Below are 23,729 nucleotides of genomic sequence, written 5' to 3'. Positions count from 1 at the left end.
ATCAATCGCGCGCGGCAAACGCGGCGGCGAGCGGTGGGAGCATCGCCCGGCTGTCGTGCCCGGCGAACCAGAGCCCGACCGTCAGAACCGAAGCGGCCTCCAAGTACCGAGCCCGATGCAACCCACCCGCCGGAAACGGCCGCAGCTTCAGGTCCTCGGCCAAACCGGCGACGAGGCGTACGGCATCCGGGTCGTCGCCGCAGACGGGAACGGAGAGCGGGCTGCCCTCGAAAGCGCGCTCCTGCGCCGCCCACACTTCGGCCGCGCAGATGTTGAAGGCTTTCACCACGTGTGCCGTGGGGACGGTGGCGGCGATGCGTTCGGCCACCGCGTCCTCGCCGAGGACGAAATTCATCGTGCCGTCGGGTGCGGCGGCGTCGGGCTCGAAGGCGTTGGTGCAGTCGATGAGGACGCGGCCGTCGAGGCCGGTGGATCGGAGGACGGCGTCCAGCGCGTCGACCGGAACCGCGAGCAGCACCGCCTCCCCGAACCCGGCCGCCTCGTCGATGCTCCCGCCTCGTGCGCCGTGACCAACTGCGTCGGCCAGTTCGACAGCCCCTTCGCTGCGCCGCGCGCCGAAGCGGACCTCGTGCCCGGCCGCGGCCCAGCCGCCGCCGAGCGCCCGCGCCATCGCGCCCGTCCCGATGATTCCGATTCGCATTGTGAACTCCTCGTTGTCGAATGTGGTTCTGACGGTAGAGAGTTCGATAGGCACCTCCGGGTGCCCAACGGCGGTGCCATGCTGAACACATGACCGCGTCACCCGCCGACACCGGCAGCGCGAACGCCGGACCGATGTCCCGCGCAGCAATGGCACCGCAGCCGGAAGGCGCTGCCCAGTCCCCGCTGACCCGGTTCCACGACCCGGACCCCACAACAGCGCATGAACCCGTGGCGAGCGTTCCGATGCCGAACGAGGCGGAACCGGTCCGGATCGACTACCCGCCCTACGGCGACTACGAATCGGACTGCCCCGCGCGGATGGGCGTCGACCTGTTCGGCAACTCCTGGCTGCCGGTGATCGTCTACATGCTGAGGGACGGGCCGATGCGTCCCAGCGAGCTGCGCACCGCGATCGGCGGGATCAGTCAGAAGATGCTCACGCAGACCCTGCGCCGGATGGAGCAACTCACGCTGGTGCGCCGCCGCCGCTACGCCGAAGCGCCGCCGCGCGTCGAGTACGAACTCACGGTGGCGGGCCACGATCTGCTCGGGCCGATCTACGCGCTCGGCGAGTGGGTCGACAAGCACGGCAGGGCGGTGAACGCGGCCCTCGCGGGGGAGGGGGATTGACCGCCGCCATCGATCTCGTCCACCGGCCGGGGCTGATCTTGCTCGCGGCGACGCGCGACGCCACCCCTAGTCGGAACAATGCGTAAACACACGGCTAACGGCCCTGGAATGCCCTATGACCTGCATGAAACTTCGTGAACCCGGCGTTGGTCGGTCGGTTGGCGACCGTACGATTCAAGTGTGAGTGTTCCGCAGGTCGTGTTGTTGGCAGTTCTTGCGGCTGTCGTCGGCCTGGCAGTCGGTGGGCTGCTGATTCCGTACGTGAACGCCCGTCAGGCCGCCCGTCGGCAGGCCGATTCCGGGCTGACCATGTCGCAGGTGCTCGACCTGATCGTGCTCGCCTCCGAGAGCGGCATCGCGGTGGTCGACCAGTACCGCGACGTGGTGCTCGTGAACCCGCGCGCCGAGGAACTCGGCCTGGTCCGCAACCGCCTGCTCGACGAACGCGCGTGGGCCGCGGTGGAGAAGGTGCTCGGCAGCGGGGAGTCCGCCGAATTCGACCTGACCGCGAAGAACCCGATGCCGGGCCGCAGCAGGATCGCGGTGCGCGGGGTGGCACGGCCGCTCTCGCTGGAGGAGACCGGTTTCACCGTGCTGTTCGCCGACGACGATTCCGAGCAGGCCCGCATGGAGGCCACCCGGCGCGATTTCGTCGCGAACGTCAGTCACGAGCTCAAGACCCCCGTCGGTGCGATGAGCCTGCTCGCCGAGGCGCTGCTGGAATCCGCCGACGATCCCGAGGCGGTGCGCCACTTCGGCGAACGCGTGCTCGGCGAATCCCGCCGCCTCGGCAAGATGGTGACCGAGCTGATCGCGCTCTCGCGACTACAGGGCGCGGAGAAGCTGCCTGAACTCGAGGTCGTCGACGTCGACACCGTCGTCATGCAGGCGGTGGACCGCTCGCGCACCGCGGCCGAGGCGGCGGGCATCACCGTCAGCACCGATCGGCCGAGCGGGCTCGAGGTCCTCGGCGACGAGACGCTGCTCGTCACCGCATTGTCCAACCTGGTGGAGAACGCGATCGCCTACTCGCCGACCGGTTCGCACGTCTCGGTGAGCCGGTCGCTGCGCGGCGACCATGTCGCCATGGCGGTCACCGACCGCGGCATCGGCATACCGAAGGAAGACCAGGAGCGGGTGTTCGAACGGTTCTTCCGTTCCGACAAGGCGCGTTCGCGCGCCACCGGTGGTACCGGCCTGGGGCTCGCTATCGTCAAGCACGTGGCGGCCAACCACAACGGTGAGATCACCCTGTGGAGCAAGCTGGGCACCGGGTCGACGTTCACCCTGCGAATACCCGCCCACCTCGAGACCGACAGCGACGAGGAAGCCGAAGGCCCCGTGGTGAGCACGAAGGAAACCGGCCCGCGCCCCCAGGGGACGGGCAGACCGAATGGTGTGGAGGCACGCAGATGACGAGTGTTCTGATCGTCGAGGATGAGGAGTCGCTGGCCGATCCGCTCGCGTTCCTGCTGCGCAAGGAGGGCTTCGAGGTCACCGTGGTGGGCGACGGCCCGTCCGCGCTCGCCGAATTCGACCGCTCCGGTGCCGACATCGTCCTGCTGGACCTGATGCTGCCGGGTATGAGCGGCACCGACGTGTGCAAGCAGCTGCGCACCCGCAGCGGCGTGCCGGTCATCATGGTGACCGCGCGGGACAGCGAGATCGACAAGGTGGTCGGCCTGGAACTGGGCGCCGACGACTACGTCACCAAGCCGTACTCGGCGCGTGAACTCATCGCGCGCATCCGCGCGGTGCTGCGCCGCGGTTCTGGCGAAGAGCTCGAAGGCGGTAGCGAGAACGGCGTGCTGGAGGCCGGTCCGGTCCGGATGGACGTGGACCGCCACACCGTGCTGGTCAACGGCAAGCCGGTGACGTTGCCGCTCAAGGAATTCGATCTGCTCGAGTACCTGCTGCGCAACTCCGGCCGGGTGCTGACCCGCGGCCAGCTGATCGACCGGGTCTGGGGCGCCGACTACGTGGGCGACACCAAGACCCTCGACGTGCACGTCAAGCGGCTGCGCTCGAAGATCGAGGCCGATCCGGCCAAGCCCGAGCACCTGGTGACCGTGCGCGGTCTCGGGTACAAGCTCGAGGCCTGAGCGCCGAGACAGCGAACGGACCCCGGTTCCACGTCCTCACCCCGAGCGCGGAACCGGGGCCCGTTCATGCTGTGTGCGTAGCGAGCCCCCTGAAGGCGTACCTCCGCCTTCGCTCCGGCCGTGCGCGGTCTGGTGGCGGACGTTGTCCGGCAACGTCTTCGATGCGTACCGCCGCCGCACTGGCAGTCGGCGGATCTTGCCCGGACGGCGTCCGATCGGCGGACGCCGTCTGCGGCGTTTCCTACGGGAGGTAGACCCAGGTCGGGCCGATGCCGGGAACGTCGGTCTTGCGCAGCGTGATCCAGCCGAGATCGTCTTCCTGCATGCAGTCGTAGAGCGGGACGCTGGTGCCGTTGCCGCGGCAGGCGATGGTGCGGCCGGTGCCGTAGGGGCTCATGATGACGTTCTTGCCCTCTTTCGCGGCATTCACCGCGGACGGATCGGTCGCGGGCACGAAAGTGGCGGTGAAGTCCGAGAATTTGGTCGGATCCGCGTCGGGCTCGGCGTGGGCGCCGCCGGCCATGGCCATGGTCGCGCCGATGACGAGGGTTGCGAGGGTGAGCGCTTTCTTCATGAACCGAGATCAAACCCGAAATGGGTGACGCGCGCATGGCGAACAGATGACCTGCCGGGTGTGCTCGGCTCACCCGCGCTGGTCAGGGGAGTGTGCAGACCGCGAAGTCACGGTCTGCACACCGAGTCTTTCAGCTGCTGCCGAGCAGTCCGCCGAGCAACTTGCCCGCGCTGCCGGTGCCGCTGAGGGAGGAGCTGCCCGAACTTCCGGTGCCGCCGCTGCTCGCCTTGGACACCTCGACCACGATGGACTTGGTGGTGCCGCCCTGCTCGACGGTGATGATGTGCTGGCCGGGCGTGCTCGGCTTCCATTCGATGGTCGCGCTGCCCGGCGGCCACGGAACCTTTGGCCCGCCGATGAATTCGCCGTTGTCGCTGAAGTAGACCAGCAGGCCGCCGGACGCGCCGCCGACCTCGGCTGTGATGGTGTACGTGGTGCCGACCTTGTGGTCGCTGCCCTCGACCGAGACCGACTGCACGGCCGCATACGCCGACGGCGCCGCGAGCACGGTGACGGCGGCGGCCAACGCGGTGAGTCCGGCGCCCGCCCCGCGCCGGATGATGCTGAGTGATGTCATGGTGCTCCTCCTGTGCCGACCATGTCGATCGACTGGACCCTACTCTTTGAAGCGGAGATATTTCAGATTTCGGCGTGAGTTCGGCCGCGCCGAAATGCGTTCGGAAGAACCGGGACTCAGCGTCCGAACAGGCTGCCGAGCAGCTTGCCCGCGCTGCCCGTTCCCGCACTGCCGGTGCCCCCGCCCGGATTTCCGGGATCTCCGGGGTCGCCCGGGTCGCCGGGGTCGCCCGGGTCGCTCGGGTCGGTCACCTGCACGACTATGGTCTTGGTGCTGCCGCCCTGCGAGGCCGTGATCAGGTGCTGCCCCGGCGTTTTCGGCGTCCAGCTGACGGAGGATTCGCCGACCGGCCACGGCACCTTCGGGCCGGTGATCTGATCGCCGTTGTCCGACCAATAGACAAGCAGGCCGATGCCCGCGCCGCTGAGCTCGGCGCGCAGCGTGTAGGTGGTGTCGATGGTGTGGTCGGTGCCCGACACGGTGATCGAGTCGACGGTGGCGTGCGCCTGCGGCGCCGCGAAGACGGCGACGGCCGTCGCCGCGGCGAAGCCCGCGAGTCCGGTGCCGATCCGGCGCCCGACCAGGCCTGGCGTGGTGATACTCATGGTGTTCTCCTGTGCTGCCCACTGGATGTGGGCCTCCGCACAGTAAGCGACCGAATGTGTGAAATGTTGGCGTTTCGCAAAACTGGACAAGCGTCCGCTAGGGCGTGCGGCGTGGAGGGCTAGGCCGTGCCGTGTGCTCGCTGCTCGGCGTTGCGCTGCGCGTGCACCGTCGCGGGATGGACCGCGATCAGGCCGAGTCCCTCCCTGCGCTTGCAGTGCCTGGCCAGCTCGCCGTAGGCGGGTTCGCCGAGCAGTTCTTTCAGCTCGGGCGCGTAGGACTGCCAGACCGGCCGCGCGCCCACGTGCGCGTCGGGCGAACCGGAGCAGTACCAGTCCAGGTCGAGGCCGCCGGGACCCCAACCGCGCCGGTCGTATTCGGTGATCACCGTGCGCAGGATCTGCACGCCGTCGGGACGGTCGACCCATTCCTGAGTGCGCCGGATCGGCAGCTGCCAGCAGACGTCCGGCTTCACGGTGTGCGGCTCGATGCCGCGGCGCAGCGCCATGGTGTGCAGCGCGCAGCCGACGCCGCCTTCGAAGCCGGGGCGGTTCAGGAAGATGCACGCGCCGTCGAAGCGCCGGGTGCGCAGCGCGGGTTCGTCCTCGAGCTCGTCGAGCTCCAGGTAGCCCTTCTTGGTCACCTTGCCCTTGGCGTTCTCGGCCTCGCGCATCAGCTGCCAGTCGTCCGGTGTGAGCAGTTTCACAGCGTTACGCAAACGCTCCTGGTCGTCCTCGTCGGAGAGGAACGCGCCGTGTGAACAGCAGCCGTCGTCCGGGCGACCGGCGATGATGCCTTGGCAGGCGGGCGTCCCGAAGACGCAGGTCCACCGGGACAGCAGCCAGGTCATATCGGCGACGATCAGGTGCTCGTCATTTGCTGGATCGACGAACTCGATCCATTCGCGCGGGAAATCGAGATCGACCTCCGGCGCGGGGTCGATCTTCGCCGCTGGTCGGGGCGGGGTCTGGCTGCTTGCGGTTGCGCCTACCGTCACACCTGCAGACGCTAACAGTTCGATCGCCTGGCCTGAAGTGCTGGTCGACCCAGTACCGTGTTCATGTGCGGCTTGGGGTACTCGATGTCGGAAGCAATACCGTTCACCTGCTCGTGGTGGACGCGCACCGTGGCGGCCATCCGATGCCGATGAGCTCGACGAAGGCCACGCTCCGGCTGTCGGAGAACCTGGACGACGCGGGCCGGATCACCGTCCAGGGCGCCGAGCGGCTCATCAAGACCGTGGCCGAATTCGCCAGCATCGCCGAGACATCCCGCTGCGTGGAGCTGATGCCGTTCGCCACCTCCGCGCTGCGCGAGGCCGCCAACTCCGAAGAGGTGCTGGCCAGGGTGCGCGCCGAGACGGGCGTCGAGCTGCGGGTGCTCACCGGCGTCGACGAGGCCCGGCTGACCTTCCTCGCGGTGCGCCGCTGGTACGGCTGGAGCGCGGGCCGCATCCTCAACCTCGATATCGGCGGCGGCTCACTGGAGATGAGCAACGGCGGCGACGAGGAGCCCGACGTCGCGCTCTCGCTGCAACTCGGGGCGGGCAGGCTCACCAGGGAGTGGCTGCGCGAGGATCCGCCGGGCAAACGCCGGGTCGCGGTGCTGCGCGACTGGCTCGACGCCGAACTCGTCACCCCCGCCAAACAGCTGATCGAGGCGGGCAGGCCCGATCTCGCCGTCGGCACGTCGAAGACATTCCGATCGCTGGCCAGACTGACCGGAGCGGCGCCCTCCGCGGCGGGCACCCGGGTGCGTCGTACACTCACCAGCTCAGGTCTGCGCCAACTGATTGCCTTCATCTCGCGGATGACGGCGTCGGACCGTGCAGAATTGGAAGGCGTAAGTTCCGATCGGTCACAGCAATTGGTGGCTGGCGCATTGGTCGCGGAGGCGAGTATGCGGGCGCTGTCGCTGGATACCCTCGAGATTTGTCCGTGGGCACTGCGAGAAGGGCTGATCCTGCGCAAACTGGATACCGATATGAACGGTGGACCCGAAGCATCGCGTTCGACGGGCCCGGCGGCCGAACCAGGCAAGCCGGCGCCCGGCGGTGACGCGCTCGCCGGTCCGATCGGAACGGTGTCGTCATGAACGAACGCAGTGAGCCGAGCGCCAGCGAGGCGCAGGCATGAGCGAACGCAGTGAGCGAATCATGTGCCAGCGCGCATCGCGCATGCCGGAACCGAGCGTCAGCGAGGTGCAGGTATGAGTGATGAATCCAAGCAGCTATCGGTCGCCGAACTGCTGGCTCGCAACGGGCAGCAGGGCGCGTCGTCCGGCGGTGGCCGGCGCAGGCGCGGTGGCCGCGGCATCTCCGTCGCCGAGCTGACGGGCGACCTTCCGGTCATCCGTGACGGCGGCAGCCACTCCGCGCACGCCGCACCCGACGACGAGGTGGCCGAAGCGCCCGCGCACGAACCGTCGTCGTTCGAGCCCGCCTCCTACGCGCCCGCATCTTACGAGCCGACCGCTTTCGAGCCCCCGGCTTTCGAACCCGCTGCGCCGGAGCCGATGTCGTTCGCCGCTCCGGATCCCGTCGCGGAGCTGCCGAACCATTCCCCGATGTCCGGCCCGATCACCAGGTACGACCCGCTGGCTCCCTACCGGGAAGCGACGTCCTACCCCGAGCCGGCCCCCTACCCGGCGGCACCGTCCTACCCCGAGCCGACGCCCTACCCGGCGACGCCGTCCTACTCGGATCCGCCGCCCGGACGCTCCAACCTGGTCATGCCCGGACGCGACATGTCCCCGGGCTCCCGGCACAGCGCGCCGGACCCGCTGGCGGCCGGGTCGCCGTACGGCGCCGACGCACTGGCCGAGGCGCCGGCTCCGAAGCGCAGCGGACGCAGACGCAAACCGGACCCGGACGAAGACTCCACCATCGTGGTCGGCCCGCCGCTGCGCGATCCGGTCGACTTCGACATTCCGCGCAACGGACGCCCCGCGCTCGACGAGCCAGGGACCCGCGGCGGCGACAGGCAGGATCGCGGTGGCCGCGGCGGCCGGGCCGCGCGGCGCAGGGCCGCCGAGGCCGAGGAGACCGGTCCGTCGACCGCGGCGTGGGCGCCCCCGTCGAACGGGTTCGCCCCCGACTCCGCGCCCCTGCCGCTCTCGCCGCTGCCCGACCGCGGCAAGCCGTCGGGGCGCGCGCCGAGCCAGGAGCCGCGCGAGGAGCAGCGAAGATCTCCTCGCTCCGAGGGCGGGGTGCCCTCGTGGTCGGCGCGGCGGCACAAGCCGGAGCCGCAGAAGACCGATTCCGAACCCGGGTCCGGCGGTATCCCGACGGCCGCGTGGTCGCTGGCCAGTCAGGATCAGCAGCTGGTCTCCGGCTCGACGGTGGCGGGCGATCTGCTGCGCGACGGCGTGGAGCGCGCCGGACGCGCGGGCGCCGGTCGCGGTCGGTCGCGCGGCGGTCGCGCCGAGGTCGCGCTCGACGAGGGCCTGACCGATGTGCACGACCCGTTCCTGCTCGACGACGAGGAGGACGACGAGGACGAGCCGCAGGCGCGTGCCGCGGCGCCGGCCAAGCGGCCGTCGACGCGCCGCTCCCGCACCGCGCGCAAGGCCGAGTACGACGCCAACCGCAAGCAGTGGATGGTTCTCGGCGGGCAGAGTACCGGCGCCGCGGTCGCCGGAATGTTGCTGTTCAAAGGTTTCGAGCGGATGTGGGAGATGCTCCCCTGGGTGGCGCTGGCCCTGGCGATGATCGTGATCCTCGGTCTGGTGGCCCTGGTTCGGATCCTGCGCCGGACCGACGACATCCTCAGCACGGTGATCGCCGTCGTTGTGGGCATCTTCGTCACGCTGGGACCGCTAGCCTTTCTTCTCAGTACGAACTGAGTAGGGAGCGCGGCTGTGGGGACCATCGGGCAGGCGGAGAACACTCGGATCGGAAGCGCGGTCGGGGGACCGGCGCCCGATCAGACCGGCGATCCGGCGGCCGGCGCGCCGGGCGGATCGTCCGGGGCGCCGGGCCGCGACATCCTGGTCGGCCTCTCCAGCGCCTCGGTCTACCCGCAGAACACCGAGGCGGCCTTCCGGTACGCGGCCGAGCTGGGCTACGACGGCGTGGAGCTGATGGTGTGGGCCGAGCCCGCCAGCCAGAGCATCGCCACCGTGCAGAGCTACGTCCGCAAGTACGACGTTCCGGTACTCGCGGTGCACGCGCCGTGCCTGCTGATCTCCCAGCGCGTGTGGGGCGCGGACCCGGTGGCCAAGCTGGAGCGCAGCGTGCGGACCGCCGAGGCGCTCGGCGCGGCGACCGTGGTGGTGCATCCGCCGTTCCGCTGGCAGCGGCGCTACGCGGAGGGCTTCGCCGAGCAGGTCGCCGAGCTGGAGGAGCACAGCCCGGTCGTCGTCGCGGTGGAGAACATGTTCCCGATGCGCGCGGATTCGCTGTTCGGCCGTGGCGCGAGTTCGGCGAAGCGGCTGGAGCGGCGCGGCGGCCCTGGCTGGGGCCTGACCGCCTTCAGCCCGTCCTACGACCCGACCGATACCGGCTTCCGGCACTACACCCTCGACCTCTCGCACACCGCGACCGCGGGCGCCGATCCGCTCGCGCTGGCCGCCAGGATGGGACAGGGCCTCGCCCACCTGCACCTGGCCGACGGCCGCGGCGCGGCCCATGACGAACATCTGGTGCCCGGCGACGGCACCCAGCCTTGCGCCGAACTGTGCGCGCAGCTGGTGAGCACCGGCTTCTCCGGGCACGCCGTCGCCGAGATCAACACCCAGAACGCCCGCACCACCGCCCATCGCGCCGCGATGCTGCACCGCACGCTGGCCTTCGCCCGGCTGCATCTGAACGGCGTGGCCCCCACGCCCGCGTCGGCCTCCGCGCACGCGAATCAGCTCTGACGCGCTTCCGCGTCCGCCCGGTGTGAGATCGATCCAGCCCGCTCCCGGGAATGCCGTCCCAGCGATCAAGGGTTGTACGCTGTACGAACGTCTGAGTAGCACGACAGGAGTGACGATGACGCTGGAGTTCACAGCCGACACGGTCGAATCGACCGCGACGGACGGCCCGTTCGGCGCCGTGTGCGCGCTGACCGAGCTGCTCTCGGCCGAGGCAGGCGTCGGACGCTACGCGGGCGTCATCGACGACATCTGGACCATCGGCGAGAAGGTGCACGGCGGCACCATGGTCGCCGCGAGCGCTGCGGCCGCCACCCGATGGCTGCGCGCCTCCGATCCGACGCTCACCGAGATGGCGCCGATCGCCGCCAGCTCGGACTTCCTCGGCGCCCCCGTGCCCGGCGAGGTCGAGTACGAGGTGCGCATCCGCAAGGTCGGACGTCAGATCTGCCTCGCCGACGCCACCCTCAGCCAGAACGGCCGCGCCATGGTGCGCACCGCCTTCACCTTCGGTCACCTCGACGACATCGAACCGCTGTACGCCGCCGAGCACAGCGACATGTCCGCCGAACCCGCCGCTGACGCCATGGGTTACGAGGGTTCCCCGATGGGCAAGATCGTGCACGTCGCCAAGGGCGCCGACCTCTACCTGGACCGGAAGTGGGCGAAGTTCCTGGACGGCGCGAAGGGCGAGCCGCGGCTGCGGCTGTGGATGCGTCCGTTCGAGGCCGATCAGCGCGATCCCGACGTGTCCATGTACTTCGCGATGATGGCGGCCGACATGAGCCCGCCGGTGCCTGCGAACCTCGGCCAGTTCGGCTGGGCGCCCACCGTGCAGATGACCACCTACCTCCGGCGCAGGCCCGCACCCGGCTGGCTGCGCATCATCGCCACCTCGCACGAGGTGGGCGGACGCATGTTCGACGAGGATCAACTCATCCTGGACAGCACGGGTGCGGTGGTCGCGCAGAGCCGTCAGCTCGCACTGATTCCGCAACGTCGCTGACGCGCACACTAATCTTTACGTCCATGACGAGAATTGCGGTGATCGGTGGAGGCCGAATCGGGGAGGCGTTGATCGCCGGCCTGCTGGAGTCGGGCAGGGCGAGCAAGGATCTGGTCGTCGTCGAGAAGCACGCCGATCGGGCGGAGCTGATCGCGAACCGGTTCGGCGTGCGGGTCACCGGCGAGGCGGCCGACGCGGCCGTCGGCGCCGACCTTCTGGTGATCGCCGTCAAGCCGGGCGACGTGGACGTCGTGCTGACCGAACTGGGCAAGGCCGAGCTGAACGCGGGCGACCGCGACCAGGTGCTCGTCTCGCTGGCGGCGGGCGTGCCGACGGCGCGGCTGGAGGCCAAGCTGCCCGCGGGCTTCCCGGTGGTGCGGGTGATGTCGAATACCCCGATGCTGGTCGGTCAGGGCATGAGCGTGCTGGCGCCGGGTCGCTACGCCAAGGCCGAGCAGCTCGAGCTGGTCACCGAGGTGCTCTCCGCGGTCGGCAAGGTCGTCACCGTGGCCGAGTCGCACATGGACGCGGTCACCGCGGTATCCGGCTCCGGCCCCGCCTACTTCCTGCTGGTCGTCGAGGCCATGGTGGACGCGGGCGTCGGGCTCGGCCTGACCAGGGACGTGGCCACCCAGCTGGTGGTGCAGACGATGGTCGGCTCGGCCGCGCTGCTCGACGAGTCCGGCCAGAGCGCGGTGGAGCTGCGCGCGGCCGTCACCTCACCCGCGGGCACCACCGCGGCGGCCCTGCGCGAGCTCGAACGCGGCGGCGTCCGCTCGGCGTTTCTCGAGGCGCTGCACGCGGCCAAGCGGAGGTCGGCGGAACAGGGCGCGTCGGCGGAATAACGCCCGGCCGTACATCTACCGTTCCCCTCGGGGCAAACCGGGCGTCAGAAGCTGATTTCTCACACACGTCGCAGCAATCCCACTGGCCCCGCTAAGCTTCAAGGAGCACGTGCGTGTCTGTTCCGCCGGTGGGGAAGCCGGCGGCGCGGACGTGCCGGAGGTCAATGGTGCAATGATGTCTTCCAACAAGATGTCTGCAAATAGCTCGGGGACGTCACCAGGTTCGTCCGGCCCATCCGGTGGCCGGGGCGGAGGTAGAGCGCAAAGTGGTTCGGGATCGTCCGGCCAGTCGATACTCGGCGGTGGCACTCAATTCCTGACGGTCGCCGAAGTGGCGAGTCTGATGCGGGTTTCCAAGATGACGGTCTATCGGTTGGTGCATTCGGGCGAACTGCCCGCGGTGCGCGTCGGCCGGTCGTTCCGCGTGCACGCCAAAGCCGTGCACGATTACCTGGAGACGTCTTACTTCGACGCAGGCTGAGGCGGTTTCGCCCCCGAAAGGGCCCCGTGGCGGTGCGCGGCGGCCCGCGGATGACGGCGCCCTCGACCGCGAGGGCCCTTGCTCGGGCCCCCATCGGATACCGGTAGGATGAACCCTCGGTTCGTGTTCGCCTGCCTGCGGCGCCAGTTCGTGGTGTCCGGTGGCCGCTGGCGGCGCGGATGCCGAAATCAGCTAGGCGTACGCCATGCGTGCGCGCCGAGTAGAGAGAACGCGAGGACACCCTATGGGTTCTGTGATCAAGAAGCGCCGCAAGCGCATGTCGAAGAAGAAGCACCGCAAGCTGCTTCGCCGCACGCGTGTTCAGCGGCGCAAACTCGGCAAGTGAGCATGCGCGCCGGTAGGGCGGACATCGTCCGGCCGGCGCCTGTGCGACACGAGGCCCGTCACCTCCCGGTGGCGGGCCTCAGTCTTTGAAATAGTTCAGTTTGAAACCTATTCGATGTATCCGGTGACTGAAGTCATCGTTAGATCCTGGTTAATAACCTCGGCGACCCAGACGGTAGCGGTTACTCTGGAACCGCCAATAAATGTAAATGGGGGCCTGGTAGGTGGGAACCGGTGCTGCGGTGGGATCTGACATAAGAGACGGGCACACGCCCAAGGTTGTGATGGTGACCGGCGCAAGCCGCTTCTTCGGCAGCGCCGTGGTGGCCAAGCTCGCCCAGGATCCCGCTGTCGAGCGTATCCTCGCCGTCGACAGCATGACCCCGAGCCGGGAACTGCGGCGCCGAATGGGACGTGCCGAGTTCGTGCGTGGCGATATTCGAAATCCATTGATCCGCAAGGTGATCGGCGGCAACGAGGTCGACACCGTCGTGCACACCGCGATGCTGGCCAAGCCGCCGTCCGGCGGCGGTCGCGCGGTGATGAAAGACCTCAACGTGCTCGGCGCGATGCAGCTGTTCGCGGTCTGCCAGAAGTCGCCGTCGGTGCGGCGGGTCGTGGTGCGCTCCACCTCGGCGGTCTACGGGTGCAGCGCCAAGGATCCGGCGAAATTCACCGAGGAAATGAGCGCCCGCACGCCGCCGCGCGGATGGTTTGCGCGCGACATGATCGAAATCGAGGGTTTCGTCCGAGGGCTCGCGCGGCGCCGTCCCGATATCGCGGCATCGATTCTGCGTTTTGCGCCGATTGTGGGCCCGCGACTGGCCGGGCGCGGCGTACAGTATCTCCGTTCACCCGTAACGCCGACCGTCTTCGGACGGGACCCTCGAATGCAGCTGTTGCACGAAGAAGATGCGGTGGCCGCGCTGGCACATTCGGCGCAGACGGCCCCCGGCGGTACTTACAACATCGCGGGCGATGGTGCGTTGACGCTGTCGCAGGCGGTGCGCAGGGCGGGGCGCATCGAGCTGCCTGTGCCGTTCACGGTGTTCCGCACCGCAGGCCGCGCGTTGATGGGGCCGGTGATGCGGGAATTCACCGGCGAACAACTCGATTACTTCCATTTCGGCTGTGGCCTGGACACCACGCGAATGCGAGCCGAACTCGGCTTCGAACCGCGGTGGACAACGGTTCAGGCGTTCGACGACTTCATCGGGGGCGCAGCGTTGCGGCCCGTCTTCGATCCAGCGTGGATCGATGCCGCAGAAAAGAAACTGCTCGGCCTCATAGGGGCCGGTACGGGAGCACACCAATGAACGACGTGGCGAAAGTCATCCAACTTCATGATCTGAATATCGAAACCAGGCAGCGCACCAGCACTCGTCGCTGGCCGGACCGTACGCCGGGGGAGACGAAGCCGACCCGGGTCACGTCCCTGACGGATCGGCTCGCGTCGGCCGTGCCGCAGGCGCCGCAATCGTTGTCCGACCTGATTCGCAAAGAGGTCGGCAAGCAGATCGGCCGCACCGCCGATTTCGCGCGCCGCCGCCTGACCGGCGACTATCAGGTGGACGAGTTCGGCTTCGACGAACACCTGCTCGAATCGGTCATCCTGCCCGCGCTGCGCCCGCTGTCGGACCTGTGGTTCCGCGTCGAGGTCCACGGCATGGAGAACATCCCCGAAGTGGGCGGCGCGCTGGTGGTGGCCAACCACGCGGGCACCGTGCCGGTCGACGGCCTGATGCTCCAGCTGGCCATCCACGACCACCACGCCAAGCAGCGCGCGCTGCGTCTGCTCGCCGCCGACCTCATCTTCGAGATGCCGTTCCTCGGCGTGCTGGCACGCAAGGCCGGGCACACGCTGGCCTGCCGCGAGGACGCCGAGCGCCTGCTGCGCTCCGGCGAACTGACGGGTGTGTTCCCCGAGGGATTCAAGGGCGTCGGCAAGCAGTACTCCGACCGCTACAAGCTTCAGCGCTTCGGCCGCGGCGGTTTCGTCGCCGCCGCCGTGCGCACCGGCGTGCCGATCATCCCGTGCTCGATCGTCGGCTCCGAGGAGATCTACCCGAAGCTCGCCGACATCAAGCCGCTGGCGCGACTGCTCGGTCTGCCGTACTTCCCTGTGACGCCGACCTTCCCGCACCTCGGCCCGCTCGGCGCGGTGCCGCTGCCCTCGAAGTGGTACATCGAATTCGGCAAGCCCATCGCCACCACGGCCTACGAGCCGGAGGCCGCCGACGACCCGATGACCATGTTCGAGGTCACCGACCAGGTCCGCGAGACCATCCAGCAGACGCTCTACAAACTGCTCACCAAGCGCCGCAACGCATTCACCGGTTAGCGCTGTGTTCTTGGCGCGCTGGCGCGCCGAAAACTCAGTGGTCGCGCCTGCGGGTGACCGCCGCGGCTACGGCGCCGCCCGCAGCGCCGAGTGCCAGTGCGGTCGGTACGCCGATCTTGGCCGCCTTGCGGCCGGTGCGGAAGTCGCGGATTTCCCAGCCGCGGTTCTTGGCCAGCTCGCGTAGGTCCGAGTCGGGATTGATCGCGACCGCCGTGCCGACCAGCGAGAGCATCGGCACGTCGTTGTGGCTGTCGGAGTACGCGGTGCAGCGCTTGAGGTTCAGGCCCTCGCGGATGGCCAGCGTGCGCACCGCGTGCGCCTTGCCGAGCCCGTGCAGGATGTCGCCGACCAGCCGCCCGGTGAACTTGCCGTCGACGCTCTCGGCCACGGTGCCGAGCGCGCCGGTCAGGCCGAGGCGCTTGGCGATCACCTGGGCCAGCTCCACCGGCGTCGCGGTGACCAGCCAGACCTGCTGGCCCGCGTCCAGGTGCATCTGCGCCAGCGCGCGGGTACCCGGCCAGATCTTGTCGGCGATGATCTCGTCGTAGATCTCCTCACCGAGCGCGGCCAGCTCGGAGGTCGGGCGGCCCGCGATGAACGAGAGCGCCTTCTCCTTGCCCGAGGCCATGTCGGTGCTGCTCTCCTTGCCGGTGACGCGGAACTTCACCTGCTTCCACGCCACGTCGACCAGGTCGGAGGTCTTGAAGTATTTGCGCGCCGCGAGACCGCGCGCGAAATGCACGATCGAGGCGCCCTGCACCATCGTGTTGTCCACGTCGAAGAACGCCGCCGCGGTGAGATCGCGCGGCACCTCCAGCCCCGTGGGCTCGGCCGTCGCCAGCTCCGATTCGTGCAGCGACAGCGCCGCGTCGGCGCTGGCCTCGCCCGCCAGATTCGCGCGGACCTCCTCCTCGCTCGGTCCGAACGGACTGCGGGAGATGCGCGCGAGCTGGTCCTGCAGCCCCTGGCCGAGCGGGCCCAGATGCCACCGCACCGGGAACTCGCCGAACCGGCCCGCGATGAACCCGGCCCTCTCCACCCTCGATCGTTCCGGCACCAGTACCTCCGCCCGTTCGCGCGAACCACGTCCACACTAACCGGATTCACCGACAGTCACCCGAAAGACCACGCGCACCGAAGGGAGTGGCGAGGGGATTTAATATCGGCCATGACCAATCCCACAGAGAGCGCCGCCGCGCCGCCCGCGCACGAAGTGATTTTGCTGACCCGAGCCGGCTGCGGGCTGTGTGCCACGGCACTGGAGCAGTTGCGGGCGATCTGCGCGGATTTCGGCATCGAGCCCGGCGCCCTCGACGTCGACGTCGCCGCGGAAACCGACCCTGGCCTGCGCGCGGAGTACGGCGACCGGCTGCCCGTCGTGCTTGTGGACGGTCGCGAGCACAGCTACTTCGACGTCGACGAGGCGCGTTTGCGGGCTGATCTGGGTCGCTGATCGGTGTGATCCGTGTCCGATTCGGCCGCTGCGCTGGTCGCGGCGGAAAATGAGGCCAATTTCACCGACTTTGTGCAGGGCTTCACAAGCGGTTACGGTGGTGGCACGCGACCCGCATGCCGAGGCTGCGGAGCGCCCTGAAATCCGATACTTCGACCATGGCACCGGACCGCCGCCGGGCTCGAGGTCGAACGACGAACCGGACCTGTGCGCAGGCCGGAACGAGGAGCCGACGACGTGACAGAGCAGCATGAGGCGCCGGGCGGCGTCTCCGGCAGGGCTCTGCAGAAAGACATCCCGCAGGCCACCGTGGCGCGGCTGGCTACCTATCTTCGGGTTCTCGCCATGTTGGCCGACGACGGTGTGCTCATCGTATCCAGTGAGGAACTGGCTGTCGCGGCGGGTGTCAATTCGGCGAAGTTGCGCAAGGATTTGTCGTTCCTGGGCCCCAATGGCGTCCGGGGTGTCGGCTATGACGTAGCAAAGTTGCGGACCAGGATCGAGGACGTGCTCGGTCTGTCCGGTGGACATCGCGTGGTGCTGGTCGGCGTCGGAAATCTGGGCCGGGCCCTGGTCGGCTACGGCGGTTTCCGGCGGCGCGGATTCAGCGTGGTCGGCCTCTTCGACGCCGATCCCGGGGTGGTCGGGCTGTCGGTTGCCGGACTGACCGTGCGCGACGCCGCGGGTCTTGCCGCGGGCATCGCCGAACTGAAACCGACCATCGCGGTGATCGCGGTGCCCGACGACGCGGCCCAGAACGTCTGCGACCAGCTGGTCGCCGCCGGGTTGCAGTCGATTCTGAGCTTCTCCGCGTGCGGGCTGATCGCGCCGCAGACGGTGGAAGTCCGCCGGGTGGACCTGGCGGTCGAAATGCAGATGTTGTCGTTCGAACGGACCCGCAATGCCGAGCCGGAGCAGCTGCCCGAGGTGGCGCACGCGGGCTCGGGGCGGATCGCGCGCCGCGTGCCGACTCCGCACTCTCCGGCCGGCCATCCGGCCCTCACGCACTCGACGACCTCGCATTCGGCAACGGAGCCAAGCAGCAAGGGATCGGTGGTTGCACCATGAGCGAGCGAATTCTGTGCGAGCGTGCCTCACGCATGCCGAGCATCAGTGAGGCGCTGGCATGAGTGAACGTAGTGAGCGAATCATGTGCCAGCGCGCTTCGCGCATGCCGGAGCCGAGCGTCAGCGAGGCGAAGGCATGAGCGTTCTACTCGTCGGGATCTCGCACCGCAGCGCTCCCGTCGCAGTGCTGGAGAAGGTCGCCATCACCGATGCCGACCGGCCCAAGCTGATCGATCGCATGCTCGCCTCCAGCCACATCTCCGAGGCCATGATCGTCTCGACCTGCAACCGCGTCGAGGTCTACGCGGTGGTCGACGCCTTCCACGGCGGTCTCGCCGAGGTCGGTGACCTGCTCACCAAGCATTCCGGGCTGCCGCTGACCGATCTCACCAAGCACGCCTACGTGCGCTACAGCGAGGCCGCCGCCGAGCACCTGTTCGCGGTGGCCAGCGGGCTGGACTCGATGGTCGTCGGCGAGCAGCAGGTGCTCAGCCAGATCCGCGGCGCCTATGCCACCGCCGACGCCCAGCAGGCCGTCGGGCGCACCCTGCACGAGCTGGCCCAGCACGCGCTGCGGGTCGGCAAGCGGGTGCACGCCGAGACCGGTATCGACCGGGCGGGCGCGTCCGTGGTGTCGGTCGCGCTGGATCGGGCCAAGCAGGTCCTCGGCGAACTCGCGGGTCGCACCGCCGTCGTCGTCGGCGCGGGCGCGATGGGCGGGCTCGCCGTCGCGCATCTGTCGCGCGCGGGCATCGGCCGCATCATCGTGGTGAACCGGACCATCGACCGGGCGCGCAGGCTCTCCGAGACCGCGGGCTCCTACGGCGTCGAGTCCTCGGCGCTCGAGCTCTCCCGGCTCACCGAGGCGATGGCCGCCGCCGATGTGGTGGTGACCTGTACCGGTGCGGTCGGCGCCGTGGTGACGCTGGCCGACACCCACCGCGCCCTCGCCGACCGCGATCGCGCCGAATTCCCGGCGACGGAACGTCCGCTGGTGTTCTGCGACCTCGGCTTGCCGCGCGACGTGGAGCACGCCGTGGCCGGTCTGCCCGGCGTCGCGGTCATCGACATCGAGACCTTGCAGCGCGATCCGGCCGCGGGCGCCGCAGCCGACGACACCGCAGCCGCCAGGTCGATCGTCGCCGACGAACTCGCCAAGTACCTGGCGGGCCAGCGCATGGCCGAGGTGACCCCGACGGTCGCCGCCCTGCGCCAGCGCGCCGCCGAAGTGGTGGAAGCCGAACTGCTGCGGCTGGATTCGCGCCTGCCCAGCCTGGCCGATCCGGAACGTGACGAGGTGGCGCGCACCGTGCGCCGGGTCGTCGACAAGCTGCTGCACGCGCCGACGGTGCGGGTGAAGCAACTCGCGTCGACGCCGGGCGGCGACAGCTACGCCGAGGCGCTACGCGAACTGTTCGAACTCAAGCCCGGTGCGGCACAAGCTGTTGCCGCGCCGATGGAAATCAGCACGATCACCGGTGAACTCGGCGCCGGACTCGCCGACGACTTCACCGCGGGACATCTCGGCGAGGAGGGCAAGTCGGCATGACAGTCGTTCAGGAAGAGGACAACATGACAGCCGGCGGCACCCGGGCGCCGTGGCGCATCGGCACCCGAGGCAGTCTGCTCGCGATGACCCAGGCGGGCACCGTGCGCGACGCGCTGATCGCCGCGGGACATCCGGCCGAGCTGGTCGTGGTGAAGACGCCGGGCGATCTATCCTCCGATCCGGTGCAGACGATCGGCGTCGGCGTGTTCACCTCGGCGCTGCGCGACGAGCTGGCCGCGGGAACCATCGACATCGCGGTGCACTCCTACAAGGACCTGCCGACCGCGCCGGACGCGCGTTTCACCATCGCCGCCATCCCGCCCCGCGAGGATCCGCGCGACGCCCTGGTGGCGCGCGACGGGCTGGTGCTCGGCGAGCTGCCCGCCGGTTCCAAGATCGGCACCTCCGCGCCGCGCCGCGCGGCTCAGCTGGCGGCGCTCGGCCTGGGTCTGGACATCGTGCCGCTGCGCGGCAACCTGGACACCCGGCTGCGCAAGGTCACCGAAGGTGAGCTGGACGCGGTGGTGGTGGCCAGAGCCGGACTGTCCAGGATCGGCAGACTCGACGCCGTGACCGAGGCGCTGGAGCCGGTGCAGATGCTGCCCGCCCCGGCGCAGGGCGCGCTCGCGGTCGAATGCCGCAGCGACGACGCCGCGACCATCGACGCGCTGACCCGGCTCGACGACGCGGCCACCCGGGCCGCCGTCATCGCGGAACGGTCGCTGCTCGCCGAGCTGGAGGCCGGATGTACCGCGCCGATCGGCGCGCTGGCCGAGGTCGTCGAGTCGCTGGACGACGACGGTCGCATCGTCGACGAGCTCTCGCTGCGGGCCTGCGCCGCGGCCGCCGACGGGTCCGAGGTGCTGCGCGCCTCGGTGGTCGGAGCGCCCGCCGAGGCCGATCGGCTCGGCCGCGCACTCGCGAAAGAGCTCTTGGAGCTGGGGGCCCGCGAGTTGCTCGGCGCACCCGGAACAGACGACACCGCCGAGGCGAGAGCCGAGCGCCCAGGTGACGTCCCGAACTTGCAGCGGTCGCGACCGGGCGCGACCGAAGGTCGTATCAGTAATCCCAGCCCAATGGAGAACAGCCAATGAGCCGAGCCACCAAGAAGCACCCCGGTCGGATCTTGTTCGTCGGGTCGGGTCCCGGTGACCCGGCGCTGCTGACAGTGCGTGCGCGCGAGGTGCTCGGGCGGGCGACACTGGCCTTCACCGATCCCGACGTCGACAAGGGTGTGCTCGCGCTGATCGGCACCGCGGTCGAGGAGAACGAGGACGGCACGCGGCCGGTCGACGTGCGCCCCGCCCTCGGTGAGCCCGCCGAGGTCGCCAAGACGCTCATTGCCGAGGCCCGCAGCGGCCACGACGTGGTCCGCGTGGTCGCGGGCGATCCGCTGACGGCCGATTCGGTGATCACCGAGGTCACCACGGTCACCCGCTCGCACATGGTGTTCGAGGTGCTGCCCGGCCTGCCCAACGGCTCCGCGGTGCCCAGCTACGCGGGCATCGCGCTCGGCTCCGGCCACACCGAGGCGGACGTGCGCGGCGAAGTCGACTGGGCCGCGCTGGCCGCCGCGCCCGGCCCGCTGGTGCTGCACGCCACCTCCGGTCACCTGGCCGAGACCGCGAGCGCCCTGGTGGAGCACGGCATGGCGCCGCAGACCCCGGTCGCGGTGACGGTGCGCGGCACCACCCGTCAGCAGCGCACCATCGAGGCCACCCTGGCCACGTTGAACAGCGCCGCCTCCGAGCTGGTCGGCCCGCTGGTGGTGACCATCGGCAAGGCGGTCGCCTCCCGGTCGAAGATGTCGTGGTGGGAGTCGCGCGCGCTGTACGGCTGGACTGTGCTCGTGCCGCGCACCAAGGATCAGGCCGCCGACATGAGCGAGCGACTGGTCACCCACGGCGCCATCCCGATGGAAGTGCCGACCATCGCGGTCGAGCCGCCGCGCAGCCCCGCGCAGATGGAGCGCGCGGTGAAGGGTCTGGTCGACGGCCGCTACCAGTGGGTGGTGTTCACCTCCACCAACGCGGTGCGCGCGGTGTGGGAGAAGTTCGCCGAATTCGGTTTGGACGCGCGGGCGTTCAGCGGCGTGAAGATCGCCTGCGTCGGCGAGGCCACCGCCGACAAGGTGCGCTCGTTCGGCATCAACCCGGAGCTGGTGCCCTCGGGTGAGCAGTCCTCCGAGGGCCTGCTCGCCGACTTCCCGCCGTACGACGACGTCTTCGATCCGGTGAACCGAGTGCTGCTGCCCCGCGCCGACATCGCCACCGAGACGCTGGCCGAGGGTCTGCGCGACCGCGGCTGGGAGATCGACGACGTGACCGCCTACCGCACGGTGCGCGCCTCGCCGCCGCCCGCGGAGACCCGCGAGATGATCAAGACCGGCGGTTTCGACGCGGTCCTGTTCACCTCGTCCTCCACGGTGCGCAACCTGGTGGGCATCGCGGGCAAGCCGCACGCACGCACCATCGTGGCCTGCATCGGCCCGAAGACCGCCGAGACGGCCATCGAGTTCGGCCTGCGCGTGGACGTGCAGCCCGAGACCGCGCAGGTCGGCCCGCTGGTCGAGGCGCTCGCCGAGCACGCCGCCCGGCTGCGCGCCGAGGGTCTGCTGCCCCCGCCGCGCAAGAAGAGCCGGCGTAGCCGATAGGTGCCGTCCGCTCCGCGCCCGGGTAGGTGCCGTCCGCTCCGCGCCCGGGAAGGTGATCGGCGCGGCGAAACGCCCGCCCCACGGTGGGCGTTTCGCGTTGTGGGCCGCGGCGCCCCGAGGAGCCTCCCGTTGGTAGGGGACAGCTTCGCCGGTCGCCCATAGAAATGTGGGCGTTTCACTTTTGCTGGACAGCGCTACCGTCACCGATTACACGATTGACAGTGTTCTTGGAAAGGCGGTAGCGCCATGCCCCAGTTGATGACGAAAACTCTTGCGATTGGCCTGCTTTCGTTGACCATCGGTGCCGCTTCGGCCGCACCCGCCGGCGCGGCGCCCGCCGTGGCGCCGCCCGTGGCGGGGACCGGTTCGGCCGCGGATTTGGAATCGGGTTCTGCGACCGGCTCCAGTGCCGTATCCAGCACCTTGGTCAGGCTGTTGGCCTGCTTCGTCGAGTTGCCGGGCAGCAGTACATCAATGCCGTACCCACCGCGGTGTTTGTTCACGCCGCCCATCGGCTGAAACCGTTTCGGTCCGTCCGCGCTGACGGAGCTCGCACGCGGCGAAACGCCCACCTCGTTGTGGGCGTTCCGCTTTCGCGCCCGGCCGTGGGCCGGACGCAGTCATCGGCTGTAACGCAGGAGGGTGCGCACCAGGCGGCATGTGGTGTCCGAGGGCGGGCGGATACCGACGAGTTCGGCGGTGTTGCGGATCTTCTCGTTGCTCGCCTGGGTGGGCAGGTAGATCCCCGAGTCGAGCAGGGCGATGCTCAGCCGCATCGCCTTGAGCCTGCGGTTGTGCGTGACGTACCACTTGCGCGGGCGTCCCGGCGGCAGCGGCCGCTTCTCGAGCGGCCGGTACGGGGCGATGATCGTGGACTTTCGGGCGGTTTCGGTCGCGGGCATGTGCGTCCTCCCCTCGCGATCGGGAACCCGGCGGATCCCCTCGAACACAGCTTCGATTCTACCCGTGCCCACCGACAAAAACCGCTGGCTGCAACACTTTTCGGGCTCGTCGGTCGGTGCGCACGGAATGCTGATCCTGCCTGCCGTCTCCGAACGATCGCTCGATGCTCTGGCAGGCAGGGCGACGGCGATGTCACGAGTCGAGAAGCAGCCGAAGGGCTTCGGGGTGGCCGAGATCGGCTGCCTTCCGGAGCCAGTAAATGGCTTCGTCAGACGCGGCGCCGTTCGGCGTGCTGGTGGTTCGGCGGTCCCGCAACGTCATCGCCAGGAGGAACATCGACTCGGGATCGCCCGCCGCCGCGCCTCGGCGCAGCCAGCGCTCGCCTTCGTCGAATTCGTCGCGATCCAAATACGCCGCGCCGAGCACCGCCATGGCGTCGCGGCGACCACGACGCGCGGCCTCGGCGAGCAGCTCGACGGCGCGCTCGAACGCACCGGCGCGGGCCAGGTGCACACCGAGACTTCGCATTGCTGTGGGATTTCCGGCCTCGGCGGCGCGCTCATACCAGCGCACGGCGGACTCGTCGTCCTCGCGCCGGTGCGCGATCACGCCCATATTGGTCATCGCCTCCGGGGCGCCCGCCTCCGCCGCCGGTCGCAACCAGCGCTCGGCCGCGTCCAGTTCCCCTCGCTCCAGATACAGCGCCCCGAGCTGGAGATCCGCGCCCGCGCAACCGGCGGCGACGGCCTGCTCCCACCATTCGATGGCCTCCGCCACGCGCCCGTCCGCCACCGCGAGCTCGCCGAGCGGGACGAGCGCGGAACCGCTGCCGAGCTCCGCCGCCCGTCGCAGCCAGTGTTCCGCGCCGCCCGGGTCGTTCGCCTCCCGTAGCGCCTCGGCCAGCCGCTCCATCGCCCACACGTCCCCGCCGTCGGCGAACCGCCGCAACGCCGCCACCCGCGATCCGTACCGGTCGTAACCCGTCATCGCCTTGCCTCCGAGGTCCGTGCGTGCCCCGACTTCAGGATGACGCACAATTTCGCGACCGTGGGAGCGAGCCGCCGCCGTCGCGTCCCATGC

General features: G+C 69.6%; 26 protein-coding genes. 17 read left to right on the top strand and 9 right to left on the bottom strand.

Annotated elements, in window-relative coordinates; all coding sequences use genetic code 11:
• Position 1: 1 nt before the first annotated feature.
• On the bottom strand, positions 2–661 hold the full coding sequence (locus ACRWNM_RS12890) for an NADPH-dependent F420 reductase (RefSeq protein ID WP_431966949.1): 660 nt from the start codon (positions 659–661) through the stop codon (positions 2–4).
• 89 nt (positions 662–750) lie between these two features.
• Here ACRWNM_RS12890 and ACRWNM_RS12885 point away from each other — a divergent pair, with 89 nt between their 5' ends.
• The 3 genes from ACRWNM_RS12885 (at position 751) to ACRWNM_RS12875 (ending at position 3,395) form a co-directional block, all read left to right on the top strand.
• Positions 751–1,293 (top strand): winged helix-turn-helix transcriptional regulator, encoded by a 543-nt coding sequence (locus tag ACRWNM_RS12885; RefSeq protein WP_431966947.1) that lies wholly within the window; start codon positions 751–753, stop codon positions 1,291–1,293.
• A gap of 180 nt (positions 1,294–1,473) precedes the next feature.
• Positions 1,474–2,709: a sensor histidine kinase gene (locus ACRWNM_RS12880; RefSeq protein WP_431966945.1), complete on the top strand. Its 1,236-nt coding sequence runs from the start codon at positions 1,474–1,476 to the stop codon at positions 2,707–2,709.
• Entirely contained in the window at positions 2,706–3,395 is a 690-nt protein-coding gene (locus ACRWNM_RS12875; RefSeq protein ID WP_431958626.1) for a winged helix-turn-helix domain-containing protein, read from the top strand. The genes ACRWNM_RS12880 and ACRWNM_RS12875 overlap by 4 nt, the downstream gene beginning before the upstream one ends.
• 241 nt (positions 3,396–3,636) lie before the next feature.
• Here ACRWNM_RS12875 and ACRWNM_RS12870 read toward each other — a convergent pair whose 3' ends face one another.
• From ACRWNM_RS12870 to ACRWNM_RS12855, 4 genes are all read right to left on the bottom strand, one after another.
• Positions 3,637–3,969, bottom strand: a complete 333-nt coding sequence (locus ACRWNM_RS12870) for a hypothetical protein (protein ID WP_431966943.1) — start codon at positions 3,967–3,969, stop codon at positions 3,637–3,639.
• Between the two features lie 130 nt (positions 3,970–4,099).
• The gene (locus tag ACRWNM_RS12865) at positions 4,100–4,546 is read right to left on the bottom strand and encodes a hypothetical protein (RefSeq protein ID WP_431966941.1); all 447 of its coding nucleotides are present in this window, start codon (positions 4,544–4,546) and stop codon (positions 4,100–4,102) included.
• 116 nt (positions 4,547–4,662) lie between these two features.
• Positions 4,663–5,151: a hypothetical protein gene (locus tag ACRWNM_RS12860; RefSeq protein WP_431966939.1), complete on the bottom strand. Its 489-nt coding sequence runs from the start codon at positions 5,149–5,151 to the stop codon at positions 4,663–4,665.
• Positions 5,152–5,270: 119 nt separating this feature from the next.
• A complete protein-coding gene (locus ACRWNM_RS12855; RefSeq protein ID WP_431966937.1) occupies positions 5,271–6,146 on the bottom strand; it encodes a hypothetical protein in 876 nt (291 codons plus the stop codon).
• A gap of 65 nt (positions 6,147–6,211) precedes the next feature.
• Here ACRWNM_RS12855 and ACRWNM_RS12850 point away from each other — a divergent pair, with 65 nt between their 5' ends.
• The 9 genes from ACRWNM_RS12850 (at position 6,212) to ACRWNM_RS12810 (ending at position 15,024) form a co-directional block, all read left to right on the top strand.
• Positions 6,212–7,243, top strand: coding sequence for a hypothetical protein (locus ACRWNM_RS12850; protein ID WP_431966935.1), 1,032 nt, complete (start codon positions 6,212–6,214; stop codon positions 7,241–7,243).
• A gap of 114 nt (positions 7,244–7,357) precedes the next feature.
• The gene (locus ACRWNM_RS12845) at positions 7,358–8,992 is read left to right on the top strand and encodes a hypothetical protein (RefSeq protein WP_431966933.1); all 1,635 of its coding nucleotides are present in this window, start codon (positions 7,358–7,360) and stop codon (positions 8,990–8,992) included.
• Positions 8,993–9,133: 141 nt separating this feature from the next.
• Entirely contained in the window at positions 9,134–10,009 is an 876-nt protein-coding gene (locus tag ACRWNM_RS12840) for a sugar phosphate isomerase/epimerase family protein (RefSeq protein WP_431967420.1), read from the top strand.
• Between the two features lie 115 nt (positions 10,010–10,124).
• On the top strand, positions 10,125–11,012 hold the full coding sequence (locus tag ACRWNM_RS12835; RefSeq protein ID WP_431966931.1) for a thioesterase family protein: 888 nt from the start codon (positions 10,125–10,127) through the stop codon (positions 11,010–11,012).
• Positions 11,013–11,035: 23 nt separating this feature from the next.
• Positions 11,036–11,857: a pyrroline-5-carboxylate reductase gene (gene proC / locus ACRWNM_RS12830; protein WP_431966929.1), complete on the top strand. Its 822-nt coding sequence runs from the start codon at positions 11,036–11,038 to the stop codon at positions 11,855–11,857.
• A gap of 190 nt (positions 11,858–12,047) precedes the next feature.
• Positions 12,048–12,338, top strand: coding sequence for a helix-turn-helix domain-containing protein (locus ACRWNM_RS12825; protein ID WP_431967418.1), 291 nt, complete (start codon positions 12,048–12,050; stop codon positions 12,336–12,338).
• A gap of 244 nt (positions 12,339–12,582) precedes the next feature.
• Positions 12,583–12,684: a 30S ribosomal protein bS22 gene (locus tag ACRWNM_RS12820; protein ID WP_003402602.1), complete on the top strand. Its 102-nt coding sequence runs from the start codon at positions 12,583–12,585 to the stop codon at positions 12,682–12,684.
• Between the two features lie 283 nt (positions 12,685–12,967).
• On the top strand, positions 12,968–13,999 hold the full coding sequence (locus ACRWNM_RS12815) for an NAD-dependent epimerase/dehydratase family protein (protein ID WP_431967416.1): 1,032 nt from the start codon (positions 12,968–12,970) through the stop codon (positions 13,997–13,999).
• Complete coding sequence (locus tag ACRWNM_RS12810; RefSeq protein ID WP_431966927.1) at positions 13,996–15,024, top strand: lysophospholipid acyltransferase family protein; 1,029 nt, start codon at positions 13,996–13,998, stop codon at positions 15,022–15,024. The genes ACRWNM_RS12815 and ACRWNM_RS12810 overlap by 4 nt, the downstream gene beginning before the upstream one ends.
• A gap of 34 nt (positions 15,025–15,058) precedes the next feature.
• On the opposite strand, the gene ACRWNM_RS12805 is transcribed toward ACRWNM_RS12810, so the two are convergent.
• Positions 15,059–16,063 carry an HAD family hydrolase gene (locus tag ACRWNM_RS12805; RefSeq protein WP_431966925.1) on the bottom strand — a complete coding sequence of 335 codons (1,005 nt, stop codon included), beginning with the start codon at positions 16,061–16,063 and terminating at the stop codon, positions 15,059–15,061.
• 129 nt (positions 16,064–16,192) lie between these two features.
• Between ACRWNM_RS12805 and ACRWNM_RS12800 the strand changes: the two genes are divergently transcribed.
• The 5 genes from ACRWNM_RS12800 to ACRWNM_RS12780 all read left to right on the top strand — a co-directional run bounded on the left by ACRWNM_RS12800 (position 16,193) and on the right by ACRWNM_RS12780 (position 21,746).
• On the top strand, positions 16,193–16,477 hold the full coding sequence (locus ACRWNM_RS12800; protein ID WP_431966923.1) for a glutaredoxin family protein: 285 nt from the start codon (positions 16,193–16,195) through the stop codon (positions 16,475–16,477).
• A 237-nt stretch (positions 16,478–16,714) separates the two neighbouring features.
• Positions 16,715–17,545 (top strand): redox-sensing transcriptional repressor Rex, encoded by an 831-nt coding sequence (locus ACRWNM_RS12795; RefSeq protein WP_431966921.1) that lies wholly within the window; start codon positions 16,715–16,717, stop codon positions 17,543–17,545.
• A 135-nt stretch (positions 17,546–17,680) separates the two neighbouring features.
• The gene (locus tag ACRWNM_RS12790; RefSeq protein ID WP_431966919.1) at positions 17,681–19,093 is read left to right on the top strand and encodes a glutamyl-tRNA reductase; all 1,413 of its coding nucleotides are present in this window, start codon (positions 17,681–17,683) and stop codon (positions 19,091–19,093) included.
• Entirely contained in the window at positions 19,090–20,187 is a 1,098-nt protein-coding gene (gene hemC, locus ACRWNM_RS12785; RefSeq protein WP_431966917.1) for a hydroxymethylbilane synthase, read from the top strand. The genes ACRWNM_RS12790 and hemC overlap by 4 nt, the downstream gene beginning before the upstream one ends.
• Positions 20,184–21,746, top strand: a complete 1,563-nt coding sequence (locus ACRWNM_RS12780; protein ID WP_431966915.1) for a uroporphyrinogen-III synthase — start codon at positions 20,184–20,186, stop codon at positions 21,744–21,746. Before hemC ends, ACRWNM_RS12780 begins: the two co-directional genes overlap by 4 nt.
• Before the next feature lie 200 nt (positions 21,747–21,946).
• On the opposite strand, the gene ACRWNM_RS12775 is transcribed toward ACRWNM_RS12780, so the two are convergent.
• The 3 genes from ACRWNM_RS12775 to ACRWNM_RS12765 all read right to left on the bottom strand — a co-directional run bounded on the left by ACRWNM_RS12775 (position 21,947) and on the right by ACRWNM_RS12765 (position 23,636).
• On the bottom strand, positions 21,947–22,258 hold the full coding sequence (locus ACRWNM_RS12775; protein ID WP_431966913.1) for a hypothetical protein: 312 nt from the start codon (positions 22,256–22,258) through the stop codon (positions 21,947–21,949).
• Between the two features lie 108 nt (positions 22,259–22,366).
• The gene (locus tag ACRWNM_RS12770) at positions 22,367–22,648 is read right to left on the bottom strand and encodes a hypothetical protein (RefSeq protein ID WP_431966911.1); all 282 of its coding nucleotides are present in this window, start codon (positions 22,646–22,648) and stop codon (positions 22,367–22,369) included.
• 193 nt (positions 22,649–22,841) lie between these two features.
• Entirely contained in the window at positions 22,842–23,636 is a 795-nt protein-coding gene (locus tag ACRWNM_RS12765; RefSeq protein WP_431966909.1) for a tetratricopeptide repeat protein, read from the bottom strand.
• Positions 23,637–23,729: the final 93 nt, after the last annotated feature.

The organism is Nocardia sp. bgisy134, assembly GCF_965341865.1.
In the GTDB taxonomy this organism is placed as follows: Bacteria; Actinomycetota; Actinomycetes; order Mycobacteriales; family Mycobacteriaceae; genus Nocardia.
The sequence above is the reverse complement of the archived record's forward strand: the minus strand, read 5'-3'. Positions and strand labels throughout refer to the sequence as shown.